General features: G+C 57.9%; 11 protein-coding genes. 6 read left to right on the top strand and 5 right to left on the bottom strand.

Features of this window, described 5'->3' with window-relative positions:
* The first annotated feature begins 30 nt into the window (after positions 1 to 30).
* A complete protein-coding gene (locus Pla52o_RS25125; protein WP_146597393.1) occupies positions 31 to 1611 on the top strand; it encodes a N,N-dimethylformamidase beta subunit family domain-containing protein in 1581 nt (526 codons plus the stop codon).
* A 157-nt stretch (positions 1612 to 1768) separates the two neighbouring features.
* On the opposite strand, the gene Pla52o_RS25120 is transcribed toward Pla52o_RS25125, so the two are convergent.
* The 4 genes from Pla52o_RS25120 to dgoD are packed head-to-tail and all read right to left on the bottom strand — an operon-like array spanning position 1769 to position 6529.
* Positions 1769 to 3055: an MFS transporter gene (locus Pla52o_RS25120; RefSeq protein ID WP_146597392.1), complete on the bottom strand. Its 1287-nt coding sequence runs from the start codon at positions 3053 to 3055 to the stop codon at positions 1769 to 1771.
* Positions 3056 to 3973, bottom strand: a complete 918-nt coding sequence (locus tag Pla52o_RS25115; RefSeq protein WP_146597391.1) for a dihydrodipicolinate synthase family protein — start codon at positions 3971 to 3973, stop codon at positions 3056 to 3058. It lies immediately after the preceding gene.
* Positions 3954 to 5348, bottom strand: coding sequence for an alkaline ceramidase (locus tag Pla52o_RS25110; protein ID WP_146597390.1), 1395 nt, complete (start codon positions 5346 to 5348; stop codon positions 3954 to 3956). Before Pla52o_RS25110 ends, Pla52o_RS25115 begins: the two co-directional genes overlap by 20 nt.
* 2 nt (positions 5349 to 5350) lie before the next feature.
* Positions 5351 to 6529, bottom strand: coding sequence for a galactonate dehydratase (gene dgoD / locus Pla52o_RS25105; protein ID WP_146597389.1), 1179 nt, complete (start codon positions 6527 to 6529; stop codon positions 5351 to 5353).
* Positions 6530 to 6669: 140 nt separating this feature from the next.
* Here dgoD and Pla52o_RS25100 point away from each other — a divergent pair, with 140 nt between their 5' ends.
* From Pla52o_RS25100 to Pla52o_RS25080, 4 genes are all read left to right on the top strand, one after another.
* Complete coding sequence (locus Pla52o_RS25100) at positions 6670 to 7584, top strand: GntR family transcriptional regulator (protein WP_146597388.1); 915 nt, start codon at positions 6670 to 6672, stop codon at positions 7582 to 7584.
* 554 nt (positions 7585 to 8138) lie between these two features.
* Complete coding sequence (locus tag Pla52o_RS25090; RefSeq protein ID WP_146597386.1) at positions 8139 to 13202, top strand: PVC-type heme-binding CxxCH protein; 5064 nt, start codon at positions 8139 to 8141, stop codon at positions 13200 to 13202.
* Positions 13203 to 13384: 182 nt separating this feature from the next.
* A complete protein-coding gene (locus Pla52o_RS25085) occupies positions 13385 to 15097 on the top strand; it encodes a CocE/NonD family hydrolase (protein ID WP_197169515.1) in 1713 nt (570 codons plus the stop codon).
* 90 nt (positions 15098 to 15187) lie between these two features.
* On the top strand, positions 15188 to 17104 hold the full coding sequence (locus Pla52o_RS25080; RefSeq protein ID WP_197169514.1) for a GDSL-type esterase/lipase family protein: 1917 nt from the start codon (positions 15188 to 15190) through the stop codon (positions 17102 to 17104).
* 247 nt (positions 17105 to 17351) lie between these two features.
* Here the strand turns inward: Pla52o_RS25080 and Pla52o_RS25075 are convergent, their stop codons facing one another.
* The gene (locus Pla52o_RS25075) at positions 17352 to 19532 is read right to left on the bottom strand and encodes an FAD-dependent oxidoreductase (RefSeq protein ID WP_231612646.1); all 2181 of its coding nucleotides are present in this window, start codon (positions 19530 to 19532) and stop codon (positions 17352 to 17354) included.
* A gap of 112 nt (positions 19533 to 19644) precedes the next feature.
* Here Pla52o_RS25075 and Pla52o_RS27745 point away from each other — a divergent pair, with 112 nt between their 5' ends.
* Entirely contained in the window at positions 19645 to 19773 is a 129-nt protein-coding gene (locus Pla52o_RS27745; RefSeq protein WP_261343364.1) for a hypothetical protein, read from the top strand.
* The last annotated feature ends 5 nt before the right edge of the window (positions 19774 to 19778 follow it).

Here is a 19778-nt window from a genome sequence, read left to right as displayed (position 1 = left end):
GCTTCCATCGACGAACCAAAGACATTCAACATGGACAAGAAAAAAGCCACTCCACTGCATCGCCGAGACCTACTGAAGGATGCAGCCGCCGTTTCGTTGGCCGGCGCGGTAGCCTCGCTGGGGATGTTGGCTAACGCACAGGAGAACGTATCGGTAGCGCAGGACGCAGCGAAAATTCAGCAACCCGCTTCTCGCTCGTCGCTGATTCGCGATGAAAACGCCAAGCCCGGCGCTCGCGATTGGCAACTGACTCGCGTGCGGTTGGACAAGGCAGGCGGGGTGCGAAGTTCACCCATCGAAGGCTACTGTAGCAAGCAGAGCGTGATGGCCGCTGAGACCGTCAATTTCAAAGTTTCAACCGCTGCGCCACAGAAATTCAAGATCGAAATCTTCCGGACGGGCTACTACGGTGGCCGTGGCGCTCGCTTGATGACCACGCTGGGGCCGTTTGACGGAACACCTCAAGCGGTGCCGCCGATCGGCGAGAAGCGAATTCGCGAATGCCAGTGGGAATCGTGCACCACGTTGACAATCCCCGAGGATTGGCCGAGCGGGGTTTACTTGGGACGGTTGACGACCGAGAGCGACGCGAGTGGGCATGGATATTGGCAAAACTATCTGATCTTTATCGTCCGCGATGACCGCCCGGCAGACATCTTGTTGCAGTGCTCTGACAACACATGGCAAGCTTATAACCAATGGCCGGATCATGAATCGCTCTACACGCATCCCGATGGAGTCCAGGGACCGTGGGCGGACGTCAGTTTCGATCGCCCCTATGGCAAGTACTCGCAAATCTTTGAGAACCCGCAAACGATCGGCTCGGGGGAGTGGTTGTGTTTTGAATTCCCAATGGCTTATTGGCTAGAGCAGCATGGCTACGACGTGACCTATTGTTCTAACAGCGACATGTTGACGCCCGAGCGTGGATTGAAATGCAAGGCATTTATCAGCAATGGACACGATGAATACTGGGACATCCGCCAGTACGAAAGTGTCGTCAAGATGCGTGACGAGGGAGTCAACTTGCTGTTCCTCTCGGGCAACTCGGTTTGCTGGGTCACGCCGTTTCGCGAAAGTTCCGCAGGGGATCCGAACCGGATCATCTTTCGCGGTGGTCCGTATGGCGGCGATTATCGCTGGGCCCAAGAGCGTGAGAAAAACTTTGGCCCCTACCCTCACCACGGTCCGGACGAGGGCTATTTGATGGGCGTTCGCAACCTGCGACCTGTCAACGGAGGTGGTGATTGGATCTGCACCCGTCCCGATCACTGGATCTTTGCCGACACCGGCATGAAGCAAGGCGAAGCGATTCCCGGCTTGATCGGCTGGGAGTTCCATGGGGACCCGCCCACCGACCTTGCCGGATTGGAGGTGATTGCCGAAGGGACGGCGCTTAACGGTGGCGTCAATCCAGCCCCCTGGGCGTCGACGATCTACCCCGGTCCCAAGGGGAACTTTGTCTTCAATGCGTCGACGATTTGGTGGTGTCAGGGATTAGCCAGCCCGCCGGGACACTGGTTACCGTGGTCGCATTGGTCGCGTCCGCACGGCCCCGATGAGCGCGTCCAGCAGATCACCCACAACTTGCTCCGCCGCGCGCTCGGTTAAGCCCGTCGGCGGCGGCATGCAGCGGAGAACGTCGACGTTCAGCGGCGACGCAGCCCAGCCCCTCGTTTCCACATCGGGCTGGGGTGAGATACGACGCCACTGCAAACGCGGGTTCGGACATCGTTGTCCGGAAACCGCGAGTTCCCAACCGCCACGGTTAGGCATTGTCGATGTGCTTTTGCGGATTAACAAAGATCCAACAGACAGCGCCAACGAGATAGACCGCCGCGAACAATAGTAGCACAAGGTTCCAGTTCGACGTCCATTGAAACAAATAACCGACCAGCACCGGGCATGCCGCTGCGGCAAGGTTGCCGGTCATATTCATCACCCCAAAGACTTGCGGTACACGGGGACCCCCGATATCAATCGTGGCTGCGAATGCACAGGGACCGGCCAATGCGGCCAGAAACGAGCCCAACGATAACAGCGCGACCGCTAACACTGCGTTTTGGACGAACCAAGCCGCCAGGATCAACAGCGCACAAGCCGCCAAGAACGTCGCCCCCACACCGCTGCGGCTCAACCGCAGTGAGCCAGTCCGACGCCAAATCCAATCGACCAACGTCCCTCCGAAGATACTGCCCGCCAGCGTTCCGGCGAGCACTAGGCCTTGCAAATAGCCTGACTCGGCGACCGACACGCCACGCGTCTCTTGCAAGAAGGTCGGAAACCAGCTGGCAAAGAACATGTACCCCGAACCGCGGCAAATCTGTTGCCCACACAGCCACCACATCACGGGCGATCGAACAATCGCCAGCAACTCACCCCACTCGCTGACCGAGGCTGCGTCGTCCGCGGCGGGAGCTGTCGCAGCGGCACGCCCAGAACGAATCTTCTCTAACTCCGCTGCATTGACTCGCGAGTCCTGTTCGGGGTGATTGCGAAATCGCAGATAGAACCCCAGCGTCCACAAGATTCCAGGCATGGCAAAGCCGATAAAAACCCAGCGCCAACCAAACGGAGCGAGCAGCAGCCCCGTCAAACCACTGGCCAAAATCGCACCGATTTGCATCCCTGCAGCCAAGATGCCACAGCTCAGCGAACGTTGCCCCAGCGGTAACCAGTGTCCGACGGAATTACACGAGGCCGGGAAAATGCCGGCTTGGGCAACCCCCATCACCAACTGGGCCACAATCAGCAGCCAAAATCCCGGAGCCACGCCGATCCCGAACGTTGCGACCGACCATGCAAACGCAAACACGCTCAACGTGATCCGCGTGCCCCATCGCTCGGCCAACCAACCGCTCGGCACTTGGAATAACGAATAAGTCCAGAAGAAGGCCCCCATGAACCAACCGGATTGCTCCAGGCTGAATCCGATGTCTTCGCGAATCGTGCTTTCAGCCACACCGACGGCGTTTCGGCTCAGGTACGCCAATGCGGCGGCAAGCGTCAACCAAGCCAGGGCGCGGTAGCGAATGCGAGTCGAGCTTGGCCTCATCTAGATCGCCGCCTGTAAACGAGCGAACAAGCGGTCCACTTCGGCTTGAGTTTCTTCGTCAATTTGCCATGCGGTAGGTTGAACTTGATGCGTGTTCGGAAACAAGCCGCGTTGCTTGAGCAAGTATTTTTCGATCGCCAAGAATCCGTCGAGCCCGCCCTGGAGCTGCAACGCCACGATCCCGCAAAGCGGCAGCGAGAGTTGATAAATGCGATCATCCTCCCCCGCTTGGAGCGCTTGCCAAAGCGCAACGATCGCGTCGAGCAGATCGGTGCCGGGCATCGTCCCGGCGATCCCTCGGCGATAACAATCGACCAGATTGATTCCCCCGGAACCTTCAAAAATCCGAGCTTCGCCCGCCGTGGCATCGCGCAGCTTGGAAAGATTCGGTCCGAGTGGACTGGCTTCGGGTTTGAACAAAATGCGGTCGCTGCCGAATTGTTCTAACAAATCCAAATAGACGCCCAAGTCGATCGCAGCGCCGACGTAACCCGATGCATCTTGAACGACCAACGGAATCGAGATGCTACTAGCGATCGCGGCGAAGTAGTCACGCGTGGCCGCGCCGCCCAATTGGGTGGCAACCGGAGGGATCGCCATCACCGCCGAGGCGCCGATGCGCTCGGCATGCTGGGCAAAGTCGATCGCCTCGTTTGTGCTTTCGGCGCCCACGCTAATCACGGTAAACCCGCGTTGGCCCGTGGCTTCGCAGACTTGCTCGGCCAACTGTTTGCGACCGTGATACCCCAGTCGCAAGACCTCGCTGACCATCGCGGTCACGACCCCTTGGGCTCCGGTTTGAAAGGCCCAGTCGATCTCGCGTTCCAACGTCACACAATCGATCTCACCCGCGTCGGTAAACGGCGTGTGCAGAACGGGAAGAACTCCGCTAAGAGGTTCACGGACGGTTGAGGGCATCTTCAATTACTCCAGTCATGGCGTCGAGGGTCGTCTCCAAACATCCGCGATCAAACGGCGTCTGCCAGACGGGATAGACATCGGTGTCGTAAAGCGGGGCCGGTGGCAGGTAGCCGACCGAACCATTGATCAAATTCATACACAGGATCGTATGGTCGGGGAACCGTCGGCGCAATTCCTGTTGTAAAAAGGAATAGGGTTCACAACAGGAACCGACCAACACGGCGTCGCCGATTCGCCAGGCATAGATTGGCAGCGCAAACGTCGAGCCGTCGCCAATCCCGCGGCGGATGTCTCGGCGACGACGCAGACGTTCTTCGAGCGCCCGATCGGTACAAGCGAGACGTTGCCGCTCCAGTTCATCGGCCGAGGGCCAATCCTTTAACGGGATTTCGACGGTCTTCTCAATCCCAGCCAACACACGTGATGATTCACGGGGTTGATGTTTCCAAATCGCCAACGGGGCACCCGATTCGAGCGCGCCGTCATAGGACAACTGCGTTCCCGCAGGTTCCATGTCCTTCAACGTCGCCAGCGCCGCAAACCCCAACTGTTGTCCATGTTGATCGGCGATCTTGGGGTCACCCACGTATTGGTACCGCGGCGCTAAATCACCGCAGGCGCCGAGCAGAAACAAGGCCGGCGCCTCGGTCACATTTTGAATCGTTTCACGCATCGCGCCGATGTAATCGGGTGAGATCGCCGTGTTCTCGGCGGCCAGCGTCGTTGGGTGACAGGCATAGTTGACCAACGTGCCGCGGATCGCTCCCTCGGTATCGGTGATGCGGCCGACCCACAACGTGTCGTCCGGATTGCCACTGGGGTCGTAACCGCACAACACTCGCGATTTCTCGGGATTGGGATCCGGCAGGTCGCGGGTGGTAGCAAGATTACAACGACCGGCGTGCCAATCGAGCGTTGCTTCGAACGGAGCCTCCATCGCTTGCCGGGCGACGTCGATGGCGGACTCGATCAACGAGTCCATCCACTGGCGAAGCAGGTCGCTGCCGGGCAACGAGTCGTCGGCCTGCATCAGCGGAGGTCCCGCGTGCGTGTGCGTCAATGCAAAAATCAGCTGGGCTGAATCAAGCGACAGCGTTTCGAGTAAACGGCGGCGGAATTGAATCGAGGTTTCCGGCGTCTTCCACCAACCCAAATCGGCGTCGATCAACACCAGCGGTGGATCGCCCTCATTCACAGCCAACGAGATCGCGGTCAGCGACAAGGGGCGGTGAATGGATTCGGCGACATCATGTTTAGCCGCGCCCCAGTTGCGGGAATAGATCCCGATCGGCGGCGTAATATCGACGCGTGCGAGTCCGATGCGGCCGTGAAAAGACGCGTGTTTGAAATCGGCGGGCGAATTCATGGGCATGTTTACCAATCTCCTACAGCGCCGTCGCGATAAAAGACGCGTTGAGGAAGTTCTTGCTGGAACGGATGCTTGCGAACCTCGTCTTCGTTGATCGAGATCCCAAGCCCCGGCTTGGTGTTGGGGGTGACGGTGCGGGTCGCAGGGTCAACGACAAAGCCTTCCTCGACGATATCGTCTCGCCACGGAACGTCGTTGTGGACCGATTCACAGATGATGTAAGAGGGCTGGGAAAAACCGAATTCGATCGAGGCGGCCGTGCTGACCGGGCCTTGAGGATTGTGCGGCGCCAAGGCGATGCGATGGGCATCGGCGAGCGCGGCGATGCGACGCGCCTCGGTGAATCCGCCGCAATGGGTCAAGTCGAGTTGACAGATCTCGCAGCCGCGGATTGCGAACAGGTCACGAAAGGCAGCCAAATGCGTCAATCGTTCACCGGTCGCAATCGGGGTCGTGACGGCCGCATTGATCGCCGCCAAACTGCTCAGATTTTCCGGCCAACAAGGCTCTTCGAAAAAGTACAGCCCGTGGGGATCGAGCGCCTTGGCGAACTGCATTCCCATCGCAGGTGAAGGGCGTGCATGACAATCGACCATGATGTCGATCTCATCACCCACCGCGTCACGCATCGCGGCGACACAGGCTTCGGCGGCATTGACCGCCTTGAGTCCTTCGACGGGCATGGTGGGAGGAACCGCCATCGATTTGAACGCGGTGAATCCGTCCTCCACCGCCGCCTTGGCCAGCTCCGCAAACTGTTTGGCGTTATCGACCGGCGTTTGGTAGAAACTCTCCATGTCCCCGCCGCCAAGGTGGCAATATAGACGGATCGAATCGCGAACGGCCCCGCCCCACAGCTTGTGGCAGGGAACCCCATGAACCTTGCCGACAATATCCCACAACGCCAAGTCGATCCCAGCGATCGCGGTGGAACGCACGATCCCCGTGCCATGCCAAAAGTGTTGCCGAAACATCATTTGCCATAGATGCTCAACGCGAGTGGGGTCCTCGCCGATCAGCAATTCGGAGAGGTCTTCGATCGCGCCGACGATGCTACGCGTGTGCCACTCGAGTGTCGCCTCGCCCCAACCGAAGAGCCCAGGTTGGTCGGTGTGAACTTTGACAAAAACCCAGTTTCGCATGCGTGCGTGGCAGACGATGGCTTCGATAGCGGTGATTTTCATGCGTTTTTCGCGGTCCGGAGCAGTAGAGTTTCTAAGCCAAGCGGAATGTCGTGGCGGAACACCGGCCACACCTCCCCCGTCTTTGCTTTTGGTGCCAATAATACTTGCTGCTGGCAACAAAGACAACTATGCTTGCGTTCATGAGCACACTTGCCACCTATATCAAAGATGACTTGGCGGCGCGGCTTCGGTCGGGACGTAAGTTACCGATGCCTTTGACGCTCGACGCGTTGGCGGAACATTACGACGTCAGCTTCACACCGGTGCGTGCGGCCATTGCCGAACTGCTTAACGAAGGCTTGCTCGAGAAAGGCAGCAATCGTCGACTCGCCCCCACCGCTCAGCTCAAAGCGGATTCCGAAAGGGGCCAGGCAGCGTTAGAAACGGCATTGCCGGAGCCTCCTCAAGATCCACACGACCGGATTGTGGACGATTTGGTGCAACTGAGTTTGCGGGGCGAAGCGATTCATTTGCGTGAGGAAGCAACGGCCGAAAAATACGGCCTCAGTCGCTCGGCAATCCGTCACATCTTGCACCGGTTGGCCGGCGAAGGCATCCTCGACCACATCCCGCGTCACGGTTGGCAACTGCGTCCGTTTCGACAAAGCGACCTTGATGCGTTTATTGATGTACGTGAGGTGCTGGAATTGAAGGCACTGGAATTGGCACGCAAAAAGTTGTCGGCGGACGAATTGCAGCGGATGCTCGAGGCCAACGCGGCACCATCATCGCCACAAGCCCCGGCTCGCATTGACGAGTCGCTACATGGGTATTTGATCTCGGTCGCCGACAACATCTACATCAAAGAGTTTTTTGAACGTCAGGGTCGTTACTATCGCTTGCTATTCGAGTGGGAAGACCGTGACCGGGCGATCGCCTTGGAAACCGCTCGTCAACATCGAGAGATTTTGAAGGCGCTGTTGGATAAAAATTGGAGCAAGGCGAGCAAGGCGTTGTCGCATCATATCCGCGACCATCATCCGGTGTTCAGTCCGTTGGGTCAGGCGATCACGGCCAACCAGGAACGCAGCAAATCAGGAGACCGTTCGTCATGAGCGGCCTCGTCCATGGGGCAACCGATGATTCATGGGGCAACCGATGAGATCGGATTTCACGCGATGGAAAACTGCGATTACGAGACCGAGATCCACGCCACAAACATGCACCAATTAGGGTTGGACACCCGTCGACTGGAGATTCCAGGCCGAAAACGGCTGGAGATCGACCACGGCCCGCCAATTTTCGATATCATTGCGTGATAAACTTAAACGAATGACAGACGCAAACCGGTTGCGTCCCTTCCCTCCACACTCCCTCCCCACCACCTGCCTGCGTCGATTGCCGCCCGCAAAGGGCCGCCTTGCTACCGCGACGGGCCGTCCTGCTTACGCCAGAGGCCGTTTGCTACCGCCAGAGGCCGTCTGCGAACGCCAGAGGTTACGTAGGCCAGTATTCCTGACCCGAATCCAACAAAGTTGATAGGAAACCAAGCGTGAGTCATTTGAAAAAGCGCTCCAACAGGACAACGCTGATCACCCCTGTTTTTAGCGTCCTACGTGCGACGTTTTCCCAGCCATGTGTCACACGGATTCCAGTTGGATGCACGTGCGTGGCACTGCTGAGCCTGGTGGCCGCCTCGGTTCTGGCGGAAGCAGCGGAGCCGAAAAACAAGCCGGTCTTGCGTGCCGGAGCCGCGTCGGTGGACGTCACGTCACAGAACTCTCCGGTGATTGTCAACGGTTACTTCAACGAGCGAATCGTCGACCGCGTCACCGACCGGGTGATGTCTCGCGCATTGGTGCTGGACGACGGCCAGACTCGGTTAGCGATCGTGGTCGTTGACAATTTGATGATCCCGCGTGATTTGCTCGATCTCGCGAAGGAAATGGCACACGAGGCGACCGGTATCCCCACCGAGCGGATGCTGATCTCCTCCACCCACACTCATTCCGCCCCCGCTGCGATGGCGTGTTTAGGCAGCAGGGCGGACGACGAGTATCGAAAATTCTTGCCGGGCCAAATCGCCAAGAGCATTCACCAAGCGGCAAAGCAGTTGACGCCGGCCAAGGTGGGATGGACCGCGATCCAGGATCCGCTTCACAACCATTGTCGCCGCTGGATTTTTCGCGGTGACCGCATCGGGACCGATCCGTTTGGCACACGCAATGTTCGCGCGAACATGCATCCCGGTTACCAGAGCCCGAATCACATTGGCCCCTCCGGCCCTGCCGATCATGGGTTGTCGCTGTTGTCGGTTCAGTCGCTTGACGGTAAGCCATTGGCCGTGCTCGGCAACTACGCGATGCACTATTACGGTTCGACGCCCGTGTCGGGCGATTTCTGTGGCCGCTTTGGCGACCAATTCGCCAAGTTGATTGGGGTTGCCGAGGCGGAGGTGCCGTTTGTCGGCATCATGTCGCAAGGCACGAGTGGCGACACGATGTGGATGGACTACGGAGGCCCCGCGACACCACTGGATCTCGACCAATACACGTTGGAGGTCGCTCAGGTCGCACACGATGCCTATCAATCGATCGAGTATCAAGATTGGGTATCGTTGGCGATGGCCGAGTCAACGCTCCGCCTCGACCGTCGCGCCGCGGACGAGGATCGTTTGGCGTGGGCCAACGCAACGATGGAGGCTTTGGGCACGAAGTTGCCGCACTCGAGGCCAGAGATTTATGCCCGCGAGGTGCTATTGATCGATGCGGAGCCACAAGTCGAACTGAAATTACAAGCGATTCGGATTGGCGATTTGGGCATCACTGCGCTTCCCAACGAAGTTTACGGCATCACCGGACTGAAGTTGAAAGCTCAGAGTCCGCTCTCGACGACCTTCAACATCGAACTCGCCAACGGCGCCGAAGGCTACATTCCGCCTCCGGAACAACATGCCTTGGGAGGCTACACGACGTGGCCTGCGCGGACGGCTAGTTTGGAGGTCGAAGCGGAACCCAAGATCGTCGCAACCTTGTTGGAATTGCTTGAGAAAGTTGCTGAAAAGCCTCGACGCGAAGCACTCACGCCGGCAAATGCCTACTCCGAGGCGGTCGTCGCTTCGGCTCCAGTGGCGCAATGGCGTCTGGGCGAACTCGCTGGCAACATCGCATCGGATGCCACCGGAAAGTATCACGGACAATATGAACCGGGGGTGGCGTTCTACTTGCCCGGCTTTATCGAACCCGAGCATCACGCCGCTCATTTTGCGGGCGGTCGAGTGAAGTCCACCCTCAAGGATCTTGGCGACACCTACACCGTCGAACTGTGGTTTTGGAATGGGCTTCCGCACGATGCACGCGCGGTGACGGGATACCTTTTCTCGCGAGGTTTGTCGGACGACGCGACTGCCGCGGGTGACCATCTTGGGATCGGAGGGACCTACCGGGATTCGGAGAACGCCGGCCGCTTGTTCTTTTATAACGGCAACAAAAGTAATCAAATGGTTGCCGGTTCAACGGACCTCGAACTCAAGACATGGAACCATGTTGCATTGATCCGAGACGGTAGTAAGGTCACCGTCCATCTCAATGGAAACCCGACTCCGGAAATCAGTGGCGAATTCGCCATCTCGCGGCCCGCCGAGGCAACCGAAATCTTCCTTGGTGGACGAAACGATGGTTTCGCTCCCCTCGAAGGCAAGCTGACCGAAGTGGCATTGTACGATCGCGTGATTTCGGCCGACGAAGTGAGTGCCCATTACCAATCGGCGCGCAGCCAAAGTTCCAAGGTTTCGGACGCGGGCACCTCCGCCAAGCCAGCGGAAGTCGCAGCGACGCATGACGATTTAAAACCGATGTCTCCTGCTGATTCGTTGGCGGCAACGCATGTTCGTGAGGGCTACGAGATCCAATTGGTCGCTGCGGAGCCATTGGTCAAAGATCCCGTCGCGATCGAATGGGGAGCGGACGGGCGTTTATGGGTCGCCGAGATGGCCGATTATCCCTTGGGGATGGACGGCAATGGCAAACCCGGCGGCCGAATTCGCTTTCTCGAAGACACCAATGGCGATGGACAATACGACCGATCGACTTTGTTTATGGAAGGCATTCGCTTTCCCAACGGAGTGATGCCATGGCGCAACGGTGTGATCGTCACCGCGGCTCCCGAGATCTTTTACGCCGAAGACACCGATAACGACGGTCGCGCCGATAAACGTGAAGTCTTGTTCTCGGGATTCCAAGAAGGCAACCAACAATTGCGCGTCAACGGTCTACGTTGGGGCTTAGATAACTGGATCCACTGTGCCAGTGGCGCTCATCATGGCGGCTACGGTGCCGACCGTCGCATCGACGCGGTGAAGGCCAACAACAAAATCGTTCTCGGCAGTCGCGACTTCCGCTTTCGGGCCGACACCGGCGAATTGGATCCGCAAAGTGGTCCCTCGCAGTTTGGACGCGATCGCGACGATTGGGGGAACTGGTTTGGCGAACAAAACAGCTTTCCGATCTGGCACTATGTACTGCAAGATCACTACCTCCGTCGCAACACTCACTTTGCTCCACCGGATGCACGCAAACAGTTGGTCCTACCGGGCAACCCCAAAGTCTATCCCGCCAAGAGCCCGCAGAAGCGATTCCATAACTTCCAACAATCGGGACGATTCACTTCCGCCTGTTCGGCAATGGTCTATCGCGACCAGCTTTTGTTCCCGACCTCGTACGATACTCAGCACGCATTCACCTGCGAACCGTTTCACAACCTGGTTCAACATAACGTGCTCCAACAGGATGGCGTCAGTTTCGTCTCACACCGAGATGAGGCTGAATCCGAGATTGATTTCTTTGCCTCCAAGGATCGTTGGTGTCGTCCTGTGATGACACGTACCGGACCCGATGGCGCGTTGTGGGTCGTCGACATGTATCGCTATATGATCGAACATCCCCAATGGCTAACACCGGAAGGGCGAGAAGAGTTGAAACCGCACTATCGCTTGGGTGAGGAGTATGGGCGAATCTATCGCATCGTGCCAAAATCCGAGGCCGCGAGAAAAACGCCTAAACTGCAACAGCAGAGCACGGCCGAGTTGGTTGCGACGTTGGCCAGCCCCAACGGTCCGCAGCGAGATCTCGCCAGCCAAGTGCTACTATTGCGTGGCGACCAAGCGGCTTTGGCACCGCTGCAGACCATGGTCGCATCGAATGCGAATCCTCTCGCCCGCCTGCACGCGTTGTGCACTTTGGACGGGATGGAAGGGCTTTCGGCCTCGCTACTGCAAACGGCCTTGGCTGATGCTCATCCCGGTGTCCGTCGTCACGCGATCCGGCTTGCCGAACCGATGGCGAGCGAGCATCCCGAGTTGATGGCCGCATTGGTGAAACTCGCCGGCGATACGGACGCCAAAGTGCGTTTGCAACTGGCATGCACATTGGGGCAATATTCGGATCGACAATCCGCCGAGGCGCTATCCCAATTGGCCCTGCGTGATGGGAACGATCCGTACTTGATGGCTGCGGTCACGAGTTCCATTCATGCCGACAACCTTAACCCGTTAATCGTGGCCGCATTGGCAGCAGGAGAAGATCCCGCAGCCGGCAAATGGGTGTCTCAGTTGTTGACGTTGAGTGTTGCGTTGGACAATCCACGAGCGACACTGAGCGGGTTACAAGCCATTCTTGACGGCGATCAGGTAGAAGACCTGCTGTCGAGTGATCCGGCATGGCGATTCCGCACCGTGTCTGAATTACAGGATGCACTGAAACGTCACCAGAAGTCATTGGAGGAGCTTTGCAAACCGTTTGGAGAGCAGGGCCAACAGGTGCGAGAGCAAGTGGCCAAGCTCACCGAACTCGCTCGTGACATCGTCGAGGACGCCGACCAAGACGAGGTCATTCGCATCGCCGCGATCGGATTGTTGGCTCGAGATTCGCAAGACCAAGCCGCGGATCAAGAGCGTTTGGGCGAGCTTCTGAGTGCACAAACGCCGCCAAACGTACAAGTCGCTTCCGTCCGCCACTTGGGAACGCTTGCGGATCCGCAAGTCGGAGAGCAATTGATCGCACAGTGGCAGAGCTACTCGCCATCGCTACGCACTGAAATTTTGAGCGTGCTGACGACACGAGTGGAATGGTTGACGCAACTACTCGACGCCATGGAGCAGGGCGAGGTATCGCGAACCGACATCGATGCGGGAATGCGACAATCCTTGGTCAACTACCGAAACAAGGCGATCGCCGCGCGAGCTGCGAAATTGCTGAATGCCTCCGGCAGCAGCGATCGCCGCAAGGTGGTGCTCGATCATCAACCGGTGCTGAAGTTGACCGGTTCGGTTGAAGCCGGACGCGCGGTCTTCGCAAAACGATGTGCCGCATGTCACAAAATGGACGGCGTTGGCCATGAACTCGGCCCCAATCTCCGCTCGATCACCGATCGTAATCCGAGCAGTTTGCTAACGGCAATCTTGGATCCTAGCGATGCCGCAGATGCTAAGTACCTTTCCTACATCGCCCTTACCGATGACGGACGAGCGATTAGCGGACTGATCACTAGCGAGACCGCGGGAAGTATCACGATGGTCGGCCAGGAGAACAAGCAACAAGTGATCCTGCGTAGTGAGCTTGAGGAAATCCGTAGCACTGGCAAGTCGCTGATGCCCGATGGACTCGAGCAAGACATGAGCCATCAGGACATTGCCGACTTGATCGCTTACCTGAGAAGCGAAGCGCCTAAGCCATAGGCAAGACGTCTAGCGTTAAGACGGTTGTCAAGCGGCGAAACGAAGTGACGCTGCATGACAACCGAAATTTACGGTTCCCATCATGATTTTGGGACCATCATCGGTGGCGGGGGCCTGTGCTCCTCCGCCACCTTTTTTTCTGTATAAATTTACGGGTCGCAAGATCAAAGGAACAAAATCGGATGATGCTCGGTAGCAATGCTCAGTGGCGTATTCAAAATGGGCTGGCCCTGACAGCGTTCATTTTCATGCTCGTTGGTTCCGCGACGGCTCAAGACGCGACCAGTAAACCGAACGACATCGATCTTGGTGGCGTTCGAGAGACTCACGTCATGATCCCGATGCGTGACGGCAAACGATTGTCGGCCTATCTGTACACTCCCGCCGGCGAAGGGCCTTGGCCGGCGGTGTTCGAACAACGCTACTCGAATCTGCGTGGCAAGGGATCACGACAAGCGGCTGCGAAACTTTCCAACGCCGGCTTTGTGGTCGCGTTGGTGAACTTTCGTGGCACGCAACTTTCCGAAGGTGCCTATATGGGCTATCGCGGCTTGCAATGGGGAGAGCTGCGGGACGGCTATGACACTTGCGAGTGGCTTGCCAGCCAGGAATGGTGCACCGGCAAAGTGGGTACCTTTGGAGGTTCCCAAGCCGGGTATGCCCAAAACTATCTCGCCGTCACTCGGCCGCCTCATTTGGTTTGTCAGTACATGATCGACACCGGGCTGAGTCTGTTTGAAGAAGGCTATCGCATCGGCGGCATCACGCGTCCCGAACGATTCAAATCGATGGACCGGGTTTGCCGTGACCCTCAGGACAATCGGCGGTTGCTGCGAGAGTGGTTTGAACATCCGACTTACGATGAGTATTGGCAAGCCGAGGACAGTTCTCGTCATTTCGACAAAATGAACGTTCCCTGCTTTACGATCGGCAGCTGGTACGACTTTATGAACCAAGGATCGATTGCCAGTTTTCAGGGGCGGCAACATCATGGCGGCGAGAACTCGCGTGGCCAGCAACAATTAGTGATCGGCCCTTGGTTGCATGGCGGAGCGAACAAGCGTAACCGCGTCGGTGAACTGACCTATCCGGAGAACGCCCGTTGGCTCGGCGACGATCACATGGCTCGCTGGTTTCGTCATTATTTGCTGGGCGAAGACAACGGCGTTACGAATGACCCGCCGGTGCGTTATTACGTGATGGGGGCGGTCGACGAGCCCGAGGCGCCAGGCAACCAATGGCGATCGGCCCAAGATTTTCCTCCCCCGTCGACGTTGACCCCGATATTTTTGCAATCCGAAGGGGGCTTGTCCGCCGCGTTGCCAAAGTCCGAAACGAGTTCGACCGACTACATCAGCGACCCCTGGAACCCGATGAAGATTCCCGGATCCTCGTTCCCTGGGGCACGCGATGCCCGCGGATTCGAACAGCAAGCGGAGGTCCGCACCTTTACGACCGAGCCACTCACCGAGCCCACCGAATGGACCGGCCGGATCCAAGCCGAGCTGTACCTGTCATCGACCGCTCGTGACACCGACGTCATCGTTCGCGTCAGCGACGTGTATCCCGATGGCCGCTCGATTTTAATTGTCGACTATCCCTGGCGCGCCCGCTATCGCGACGGCTTTGAAAAGGAAGTGCTGATGGAGCCTGGGGAAGTACACAAAATCGCGTTCCCAGTAGGTTGGATCAGCCAAATCTTTAACAAGGGCCATCGCATTCGCGTTACGATCGCCAGCACCGGGGCTCCGCTTTATGAGCCGAATCCTCAAACCGGGAAACCGTTAACGATGGAATTCCCTGAAGATGCGGTCAAAGCGGTCAACACGATCCACCACAACCGGCAACATGCATCACGCATCATCGCACCGGTGGCGCCGAATCCTGGTAAATAGGCTGAATCCTGGCGAGTAGCTCGCGGGTCTCCCTCGAGAATCATGGCCCGACACGCCTCGCTCACTTTGTTCCTTCGCAAAATTGGATCCATGATGTTCAAATCCTATGCCGCTTTGTTGCATTGGCATCGCTCGCTTTGGCGGCTAATGCCATTGATGACCGTGTCAATACTCAGCATCGCGGTGGCGAGTGCCGCGGACGCGGATGGCCAGCAAGCCGATCCACCGCTGCCTCAAGTCGACGTTGTCTTTATGGGCGACTCGATTACCAAAGGCGTTCGCGCGGGAGTGTCGCCCGAGCAGACATTTCCGCAGCAGGTCCAAGCGATGCTGTTGGAACAGGGACTGCAGATAACGGTTGCCAACGTTGGGATTGGGGGTGAACGCACCGATCAAGCACTCCGGCGACTGAAGCGAGATGTGATCTCGCGACGTCCACAATTCGCGGTCGTGATGTACGGCACCAACGACAGCTACGTCGACCAGGGCAAACAAACGAGCCGGTTGACGACCGCAGCGTATCGCGAAAATCTGCAAGCGATCATCGAACAGTTATTGATCGAGGGCATTGAACCCATTTTGATGACTCCGCCACGGTGGGCTGATGCCGCCCGCCCCAATGGCATCGGCAACAATCCCAATTCGTCATTGGAGCCATTCATCGAAAGTGGTCGTGCACTGGCACGGCAAAACAATCTCAAATGGGTCGACCACTATGGCCATTGGACCGCCGCCCATCAACGTGGCCAGAATTTAAGCGAGTGGACCGTCGATGGATGCCACCCCAACGCTCGTGGGCACCAAGAGATCGCCACGCAAGTGGTCTCGGTATTGAAACCGCTGTGTACTGCGGCGGACAAGCGAGTCCCGCTTCGCATCGAGCTGACCGAGGCCCTCGGCGAGGGAACGCGTCCGGAGGATGGCTCGTATTGGATCCATCCACGGGCTGCCGCAATTCCCGCTTCGGCGGCCGAGCCGAATCGGGATCCATCGGTTTTGATGATCCTATCGCGTTTGCTGCGACGCTCGGATTATTTTTCTGGCGCCTACACGATGCAATCGAACGATCGGGGAAAAACGTGGCAACCTCCGGTGCTCGCTAGTGCACTCGATTGGGTATCCGACGGTGACGTCAATATTGCCGTGGCAGATGTCACACCGTTGTGGCACGCCCCGACGAACAAGTTAATCGCAATCGGCGCCCAGGTGCGTTACAGCTCCACCGGAGCCCAATTGGAAGACCAACCGCGTGCCCATCAAACCGCGTATGCGGTTTACGATCCCGCGACACAACGATGGACCCCGTGGCGGCGCATTGAGATGCCCAAGATCGACTCGTTCAACTTTGCCCGTTCGGCGTGTGCTCAAGCGGTCGTGGACGACGATGGCACATTGCTATTACCGTTTTATATCGGGGTCGATGCGAAACAGCCGTTTTCGAGCACGATCGTTCGTTGCGATTTTGACGGCGATCAATTGAGCTATCGAGAACACGGCAATGTGCTCTCACTCGATGTGAAGCGAGGTCTCTACGAACCGTCGCTGATCGCGGACCAGGGACGCTACTACTTAACGATGCGCAATGATCTCAAAGCGTATGTCAGCGTCAGCGACGATGGGCTGAAATTCCGGCCGGCCAAAGCTTGGACGTTTGATGATGGCAAAGACCTAGGCAGCTACAACACGCAAGCGCACTGGGTCGCCGCCGGTGGCGGATTGTTTCTCGTCTACACCCGCCGCGGCGCGGACAACGATCATGTTTTCCGACATCGCGCGCCGTTGTTCATCGCCCAAGTGGACCGCGAGCGGTTGGTCGTGACCCGTGCGACCGAACGAGTCCTCGTTCCCGAACGCGGCGCGACACTGGGGAACTCCGGCGTCACGGTGCTCAACGACCACGAATCCTGGGTTACCGTTTCCGAAGCGAATATCGACCGACCCGAAGCGGTCCAACGTGGCGCCACCGGCACCTTGTACGTGGTCAAAGTCAAAGCCGAAACGCCGTAGAAAACGTGACCGTTGGGCTAAACGAGGCCAATTGCTGGGCCATCGGCTCGGCACACATCGGCACACACATCGAAAAACGCAATTGCAAAGCGAATGCGTCGGCTGATGCAAGCCCCCGAACGCGAGCGTCGGTAACTTACGGTTCTTGGAAAGGTGTGTCGTGTCCGCTTCCTCTCTCCTCGAGGCAGCGCCGTGCGGTGCCGTGGGAGAGAGGAGAGATGGACATCGACGTTGAACGTCTTGAGAATCAATCTTTGCCGACGGGCAGCAATTGGACGGCGTCGGCGATGACATGGCCGTCGGTATCGAGGTTGCTAATTTCGATCTCGGCGGTGCCAACGGTGAAGTCAAACTTACCGATCGAACCGAACGCGCCATCACTCGGCCGCTTGCGTTGGTTCAAACTCACCGTGCTCTCGCCGCCGGCGTGCTTCACCTTCACAGGCACGTTGGTCGCCCGGTTAGGATTCGCGGTGTAGGCGATGCGGACTTCGTAGCGACCGGCCTTCTCGATCGTTACTTCAAAACGAGCCGATTGATGCCCTTTGTCGGAGTTGCCGTCATGGGCATAGCCCGCGGCGATATGCGGCCCGACCATATGGCTAGTCCCAACAAAGCCCGTCTTCTTGGCCTCCGAGTCATCAACCACGATGCCCTTTAGCGTGCTCGGGTCGACGGACACCGCTGAACTGCGAACCGGGCCGGTCCACTCCAGCACTTGTTGATCCTTGAGCAAACGTTCTCGCAGCTTTGCGTAGTCGATCTGCTGCACGGCAACGTTCGACTCGATCGCTTGCATCGCCGCGGTAGCGGAGGATTGACCGAGCACCATAAAGACGGGCTCCATCCGGATCGAACCGAATGCCATATGGCTGGCGCTGAGACAAACCGGAACGAGCAAGTTATTACATTGGTCCTGTTTGGGCGTCAGCGAACCGTAATCGATCGGGTAAGGCGAAAAGCCGCCGACTTGGACATCCCCTTCGTTGAGCACGTAGCCATCGTCCGTGAGGTAGCGTTGGACGTGATGAGAATCCATTGTGTAAGCGGCCAACGCGATGGGTTGTTCGGCAACCTCGCGACCTTGGCAATGGTGCTGAGTCATCACCGACTCGCCGATCATCCGCCGAGCTTCACGAATATAGAGTTGTTGTTGCCAACCGTCTTCGCGTTCAAATTCATCACGACACGTTCCCCACCGAGCGACCTCGTTGCGGATGTGATCGGGGACGCGTGAATGATTGGCCAACGTCCACATCAGACCTTGTTGATAGAGTCGGTGTGCGGCAACGATTTGGTCACGTTCCTCGTAACTCGCTTCGGGATAGTCGTAGTTCTGACCGATGAAGTCGGTCGAAAATCCAGTACGGTTGTTGGTGTCGGTTTTACGGTTGGGCATGCCGGAATTGATCCACGGCATCCCCCGCTCTCCCGCCTCGAAATTCCGCAGCATTAATTCGTACTGTGCCGCGTCGTAATGGTCGGGCTTAAAAAACGGGATGCGGTTTTCCGGATCGTCGGTCAAGCACATACGAAAACAATAAGCTTGAACACGGGCATCGCCGCTGCCTTCGGTCCCGGGTCCATCGCGGTCAATGCCGGGCAGTAAACCACTTTTCGCATCCCCCGCGATCACGTAGGGATCGACCCCAGGAAGCAATTGGTGATACTTGGCATAACGAGTCTGGACGCCGCTGAGCGTTTCTTTATAGCGGTCGTTGCTCTCTCGGCCGATGGTGTAGTCGACCCCAGCAGCCGCGAGCAAGTCGCCTTCGTAGGTGGCGTCAAGAAACATTCGGCCGCGATAGACATCGCCGCTTTCCATCGTGATCGCCACGATCCGCGGGCCGTCGAGCTGCACGCCGCGGGACGGTTGGCCCGGTTGGGATTGGCCGCCGCGATCGAGTCGCTGGTGGTAGACCACAGGGATTTCATGCTCACGTACCCAAGCTTGCATGATCGCCAGCGCGACGTGCGGTTCAAAGTTCCACATCGCCGTTTCTTGGGCGGAGCTGCGAGAGTGACCACTGGCAAAAAATTGCTCGCGCTCTTGCTGCCGCCAACTTGCTGGATTGTCATAGTGCTGGCGGATGCGGCGGTAGAATTCGTGAGCGATCCCACCGATCGCGGCTTTGTTTCCAATGTCGGTCGCTCCCAACCCACCGGTGGTTAGTCCGCCGATCCGACGCGACGGTTCAATCACCACCACCGTTCCGCCCATCCGCCGAACCTGGACCGCTGCGGCAATCCCGGCCGAGGTGCCGCCATAAACCACGACATCGTATGTGGAGGCTGCGGCCTTCGCTTGCGGCAACGCCACGGCGATCACCGTGCAACTCAGCAACATCAACGCTCGCATCACAGCACGGGGTAACACCGCGAGTGAAGGGGGAAGCAGGATCGGACGCATCAATCTTTCCTTTTTCATTCAGTTGAAAACTCATTAGGGGTGAATCCAAGCGGGGTAGTGTACCCCATCTTGATTCGGATCGCTCACCATTCTCGGTCTTTGGTAATCCGCCGCCCCCCCCCAACCAGGGATGGCATTTCCCAAAAAACGCTTGGTTGCGAGCGGCACTCCGCAGCGCGAATTCCGTTGTTTGATGGCGGGTGAATCGAGTCAGAAAACCATCCGAGCGGCCCGAGGCATCTTAGAACCGGCAAACTAATGCAT

Origin of the sequence: Novipirellula galeiformis (assembly GCF_007860095.1) — a bacterium.
Classification (GTDB): domain Bacteria; phylum Planctomycetota; class Planctomycetia; order Pirellulales; family Pirellulaceae; genus Novipirellula; species Novipirellula galeiformis.
Note: the sequence above shows the minus strand (reverse complement) of the source record. Positions and strands in the feature narration are given on the sequence as shown.

Excerpts from the sequence above, each read along its gene's own strand:
- Pla52o_RS25125 (WP_146597393.1), top strand. The coding sequence starts at position 31 with ATGGACAAGAAAAAAGCCACTCCACTGCATCGCCGAGACCTACTGAAG.
- Pla52o_RS25120 (WP_146597392.1), bottom strand. The coding sequence starts at position 3,055 with ATGAGGCCAAGCTCGACTCGCATTCGCTACCGCGCCCTGGCTTGGTTG.
- Pla52o_RS25115 (WP_146597391.1), bottom strand. The coding sequence starts at position 3,973 with ATGCCCTCAACCGTCCGTGAACCTCTTAGCGGAGTTCTTCCCGTTCTG.
- Pla52o_RS25110 (WP_146597390.1), bottom strand. The coding sequence starts at position 5,348 with ATGCCCATGAATTCGCCCGCCGATTTCAAACACGCGTCTTTTCACGGC.
- dgoD (WP_146597389.1), bottom strand. The coding sequence starts at position 6,529 with ATGAAAATCACCGCTATCGAAGCCATCGTCTGCCACGCACGCATGCGA.
- Pla52o_RS25100 (WP_146597388.1), top strand. The coding sequence starts at position 6,670 with ATGAGCACACTTGCCACCTATATCAAAGATGACTTGGCGGCGCGGCTT.
- Pla52o_RS25085 (WP_197169515.1), top strand. The coding sequence starts at position 13,385 with ATGATGCTCGGTAGCAATGCTCAGTGGCGTATTCAAAATGGGCTGGCC.
- Pla52o_RS25080 (WP_197169514.1), top strand. The coding sequence starts at position 15,188 with ATGATGTTCAAATCCTATGCCGCTTTGTTGCATTGGCATCGCTCGCTT.
- Pla52o_RS25075 (WP_231612646.1), bottom strand. The coding sequence starts at position 19,532 with ATGAAAAAGGAAAGATTGATGCGTCCGATCCTGCTTCCCCCTTCACTC.
- Pla52o_RS27745 (WP_261343364.1), top strand. The coding sequence starts at position 19,645 with ATGGCATTTCCCAAAAAACGCTTGGTTGCGAGCGGCACTCCGCAGCGC.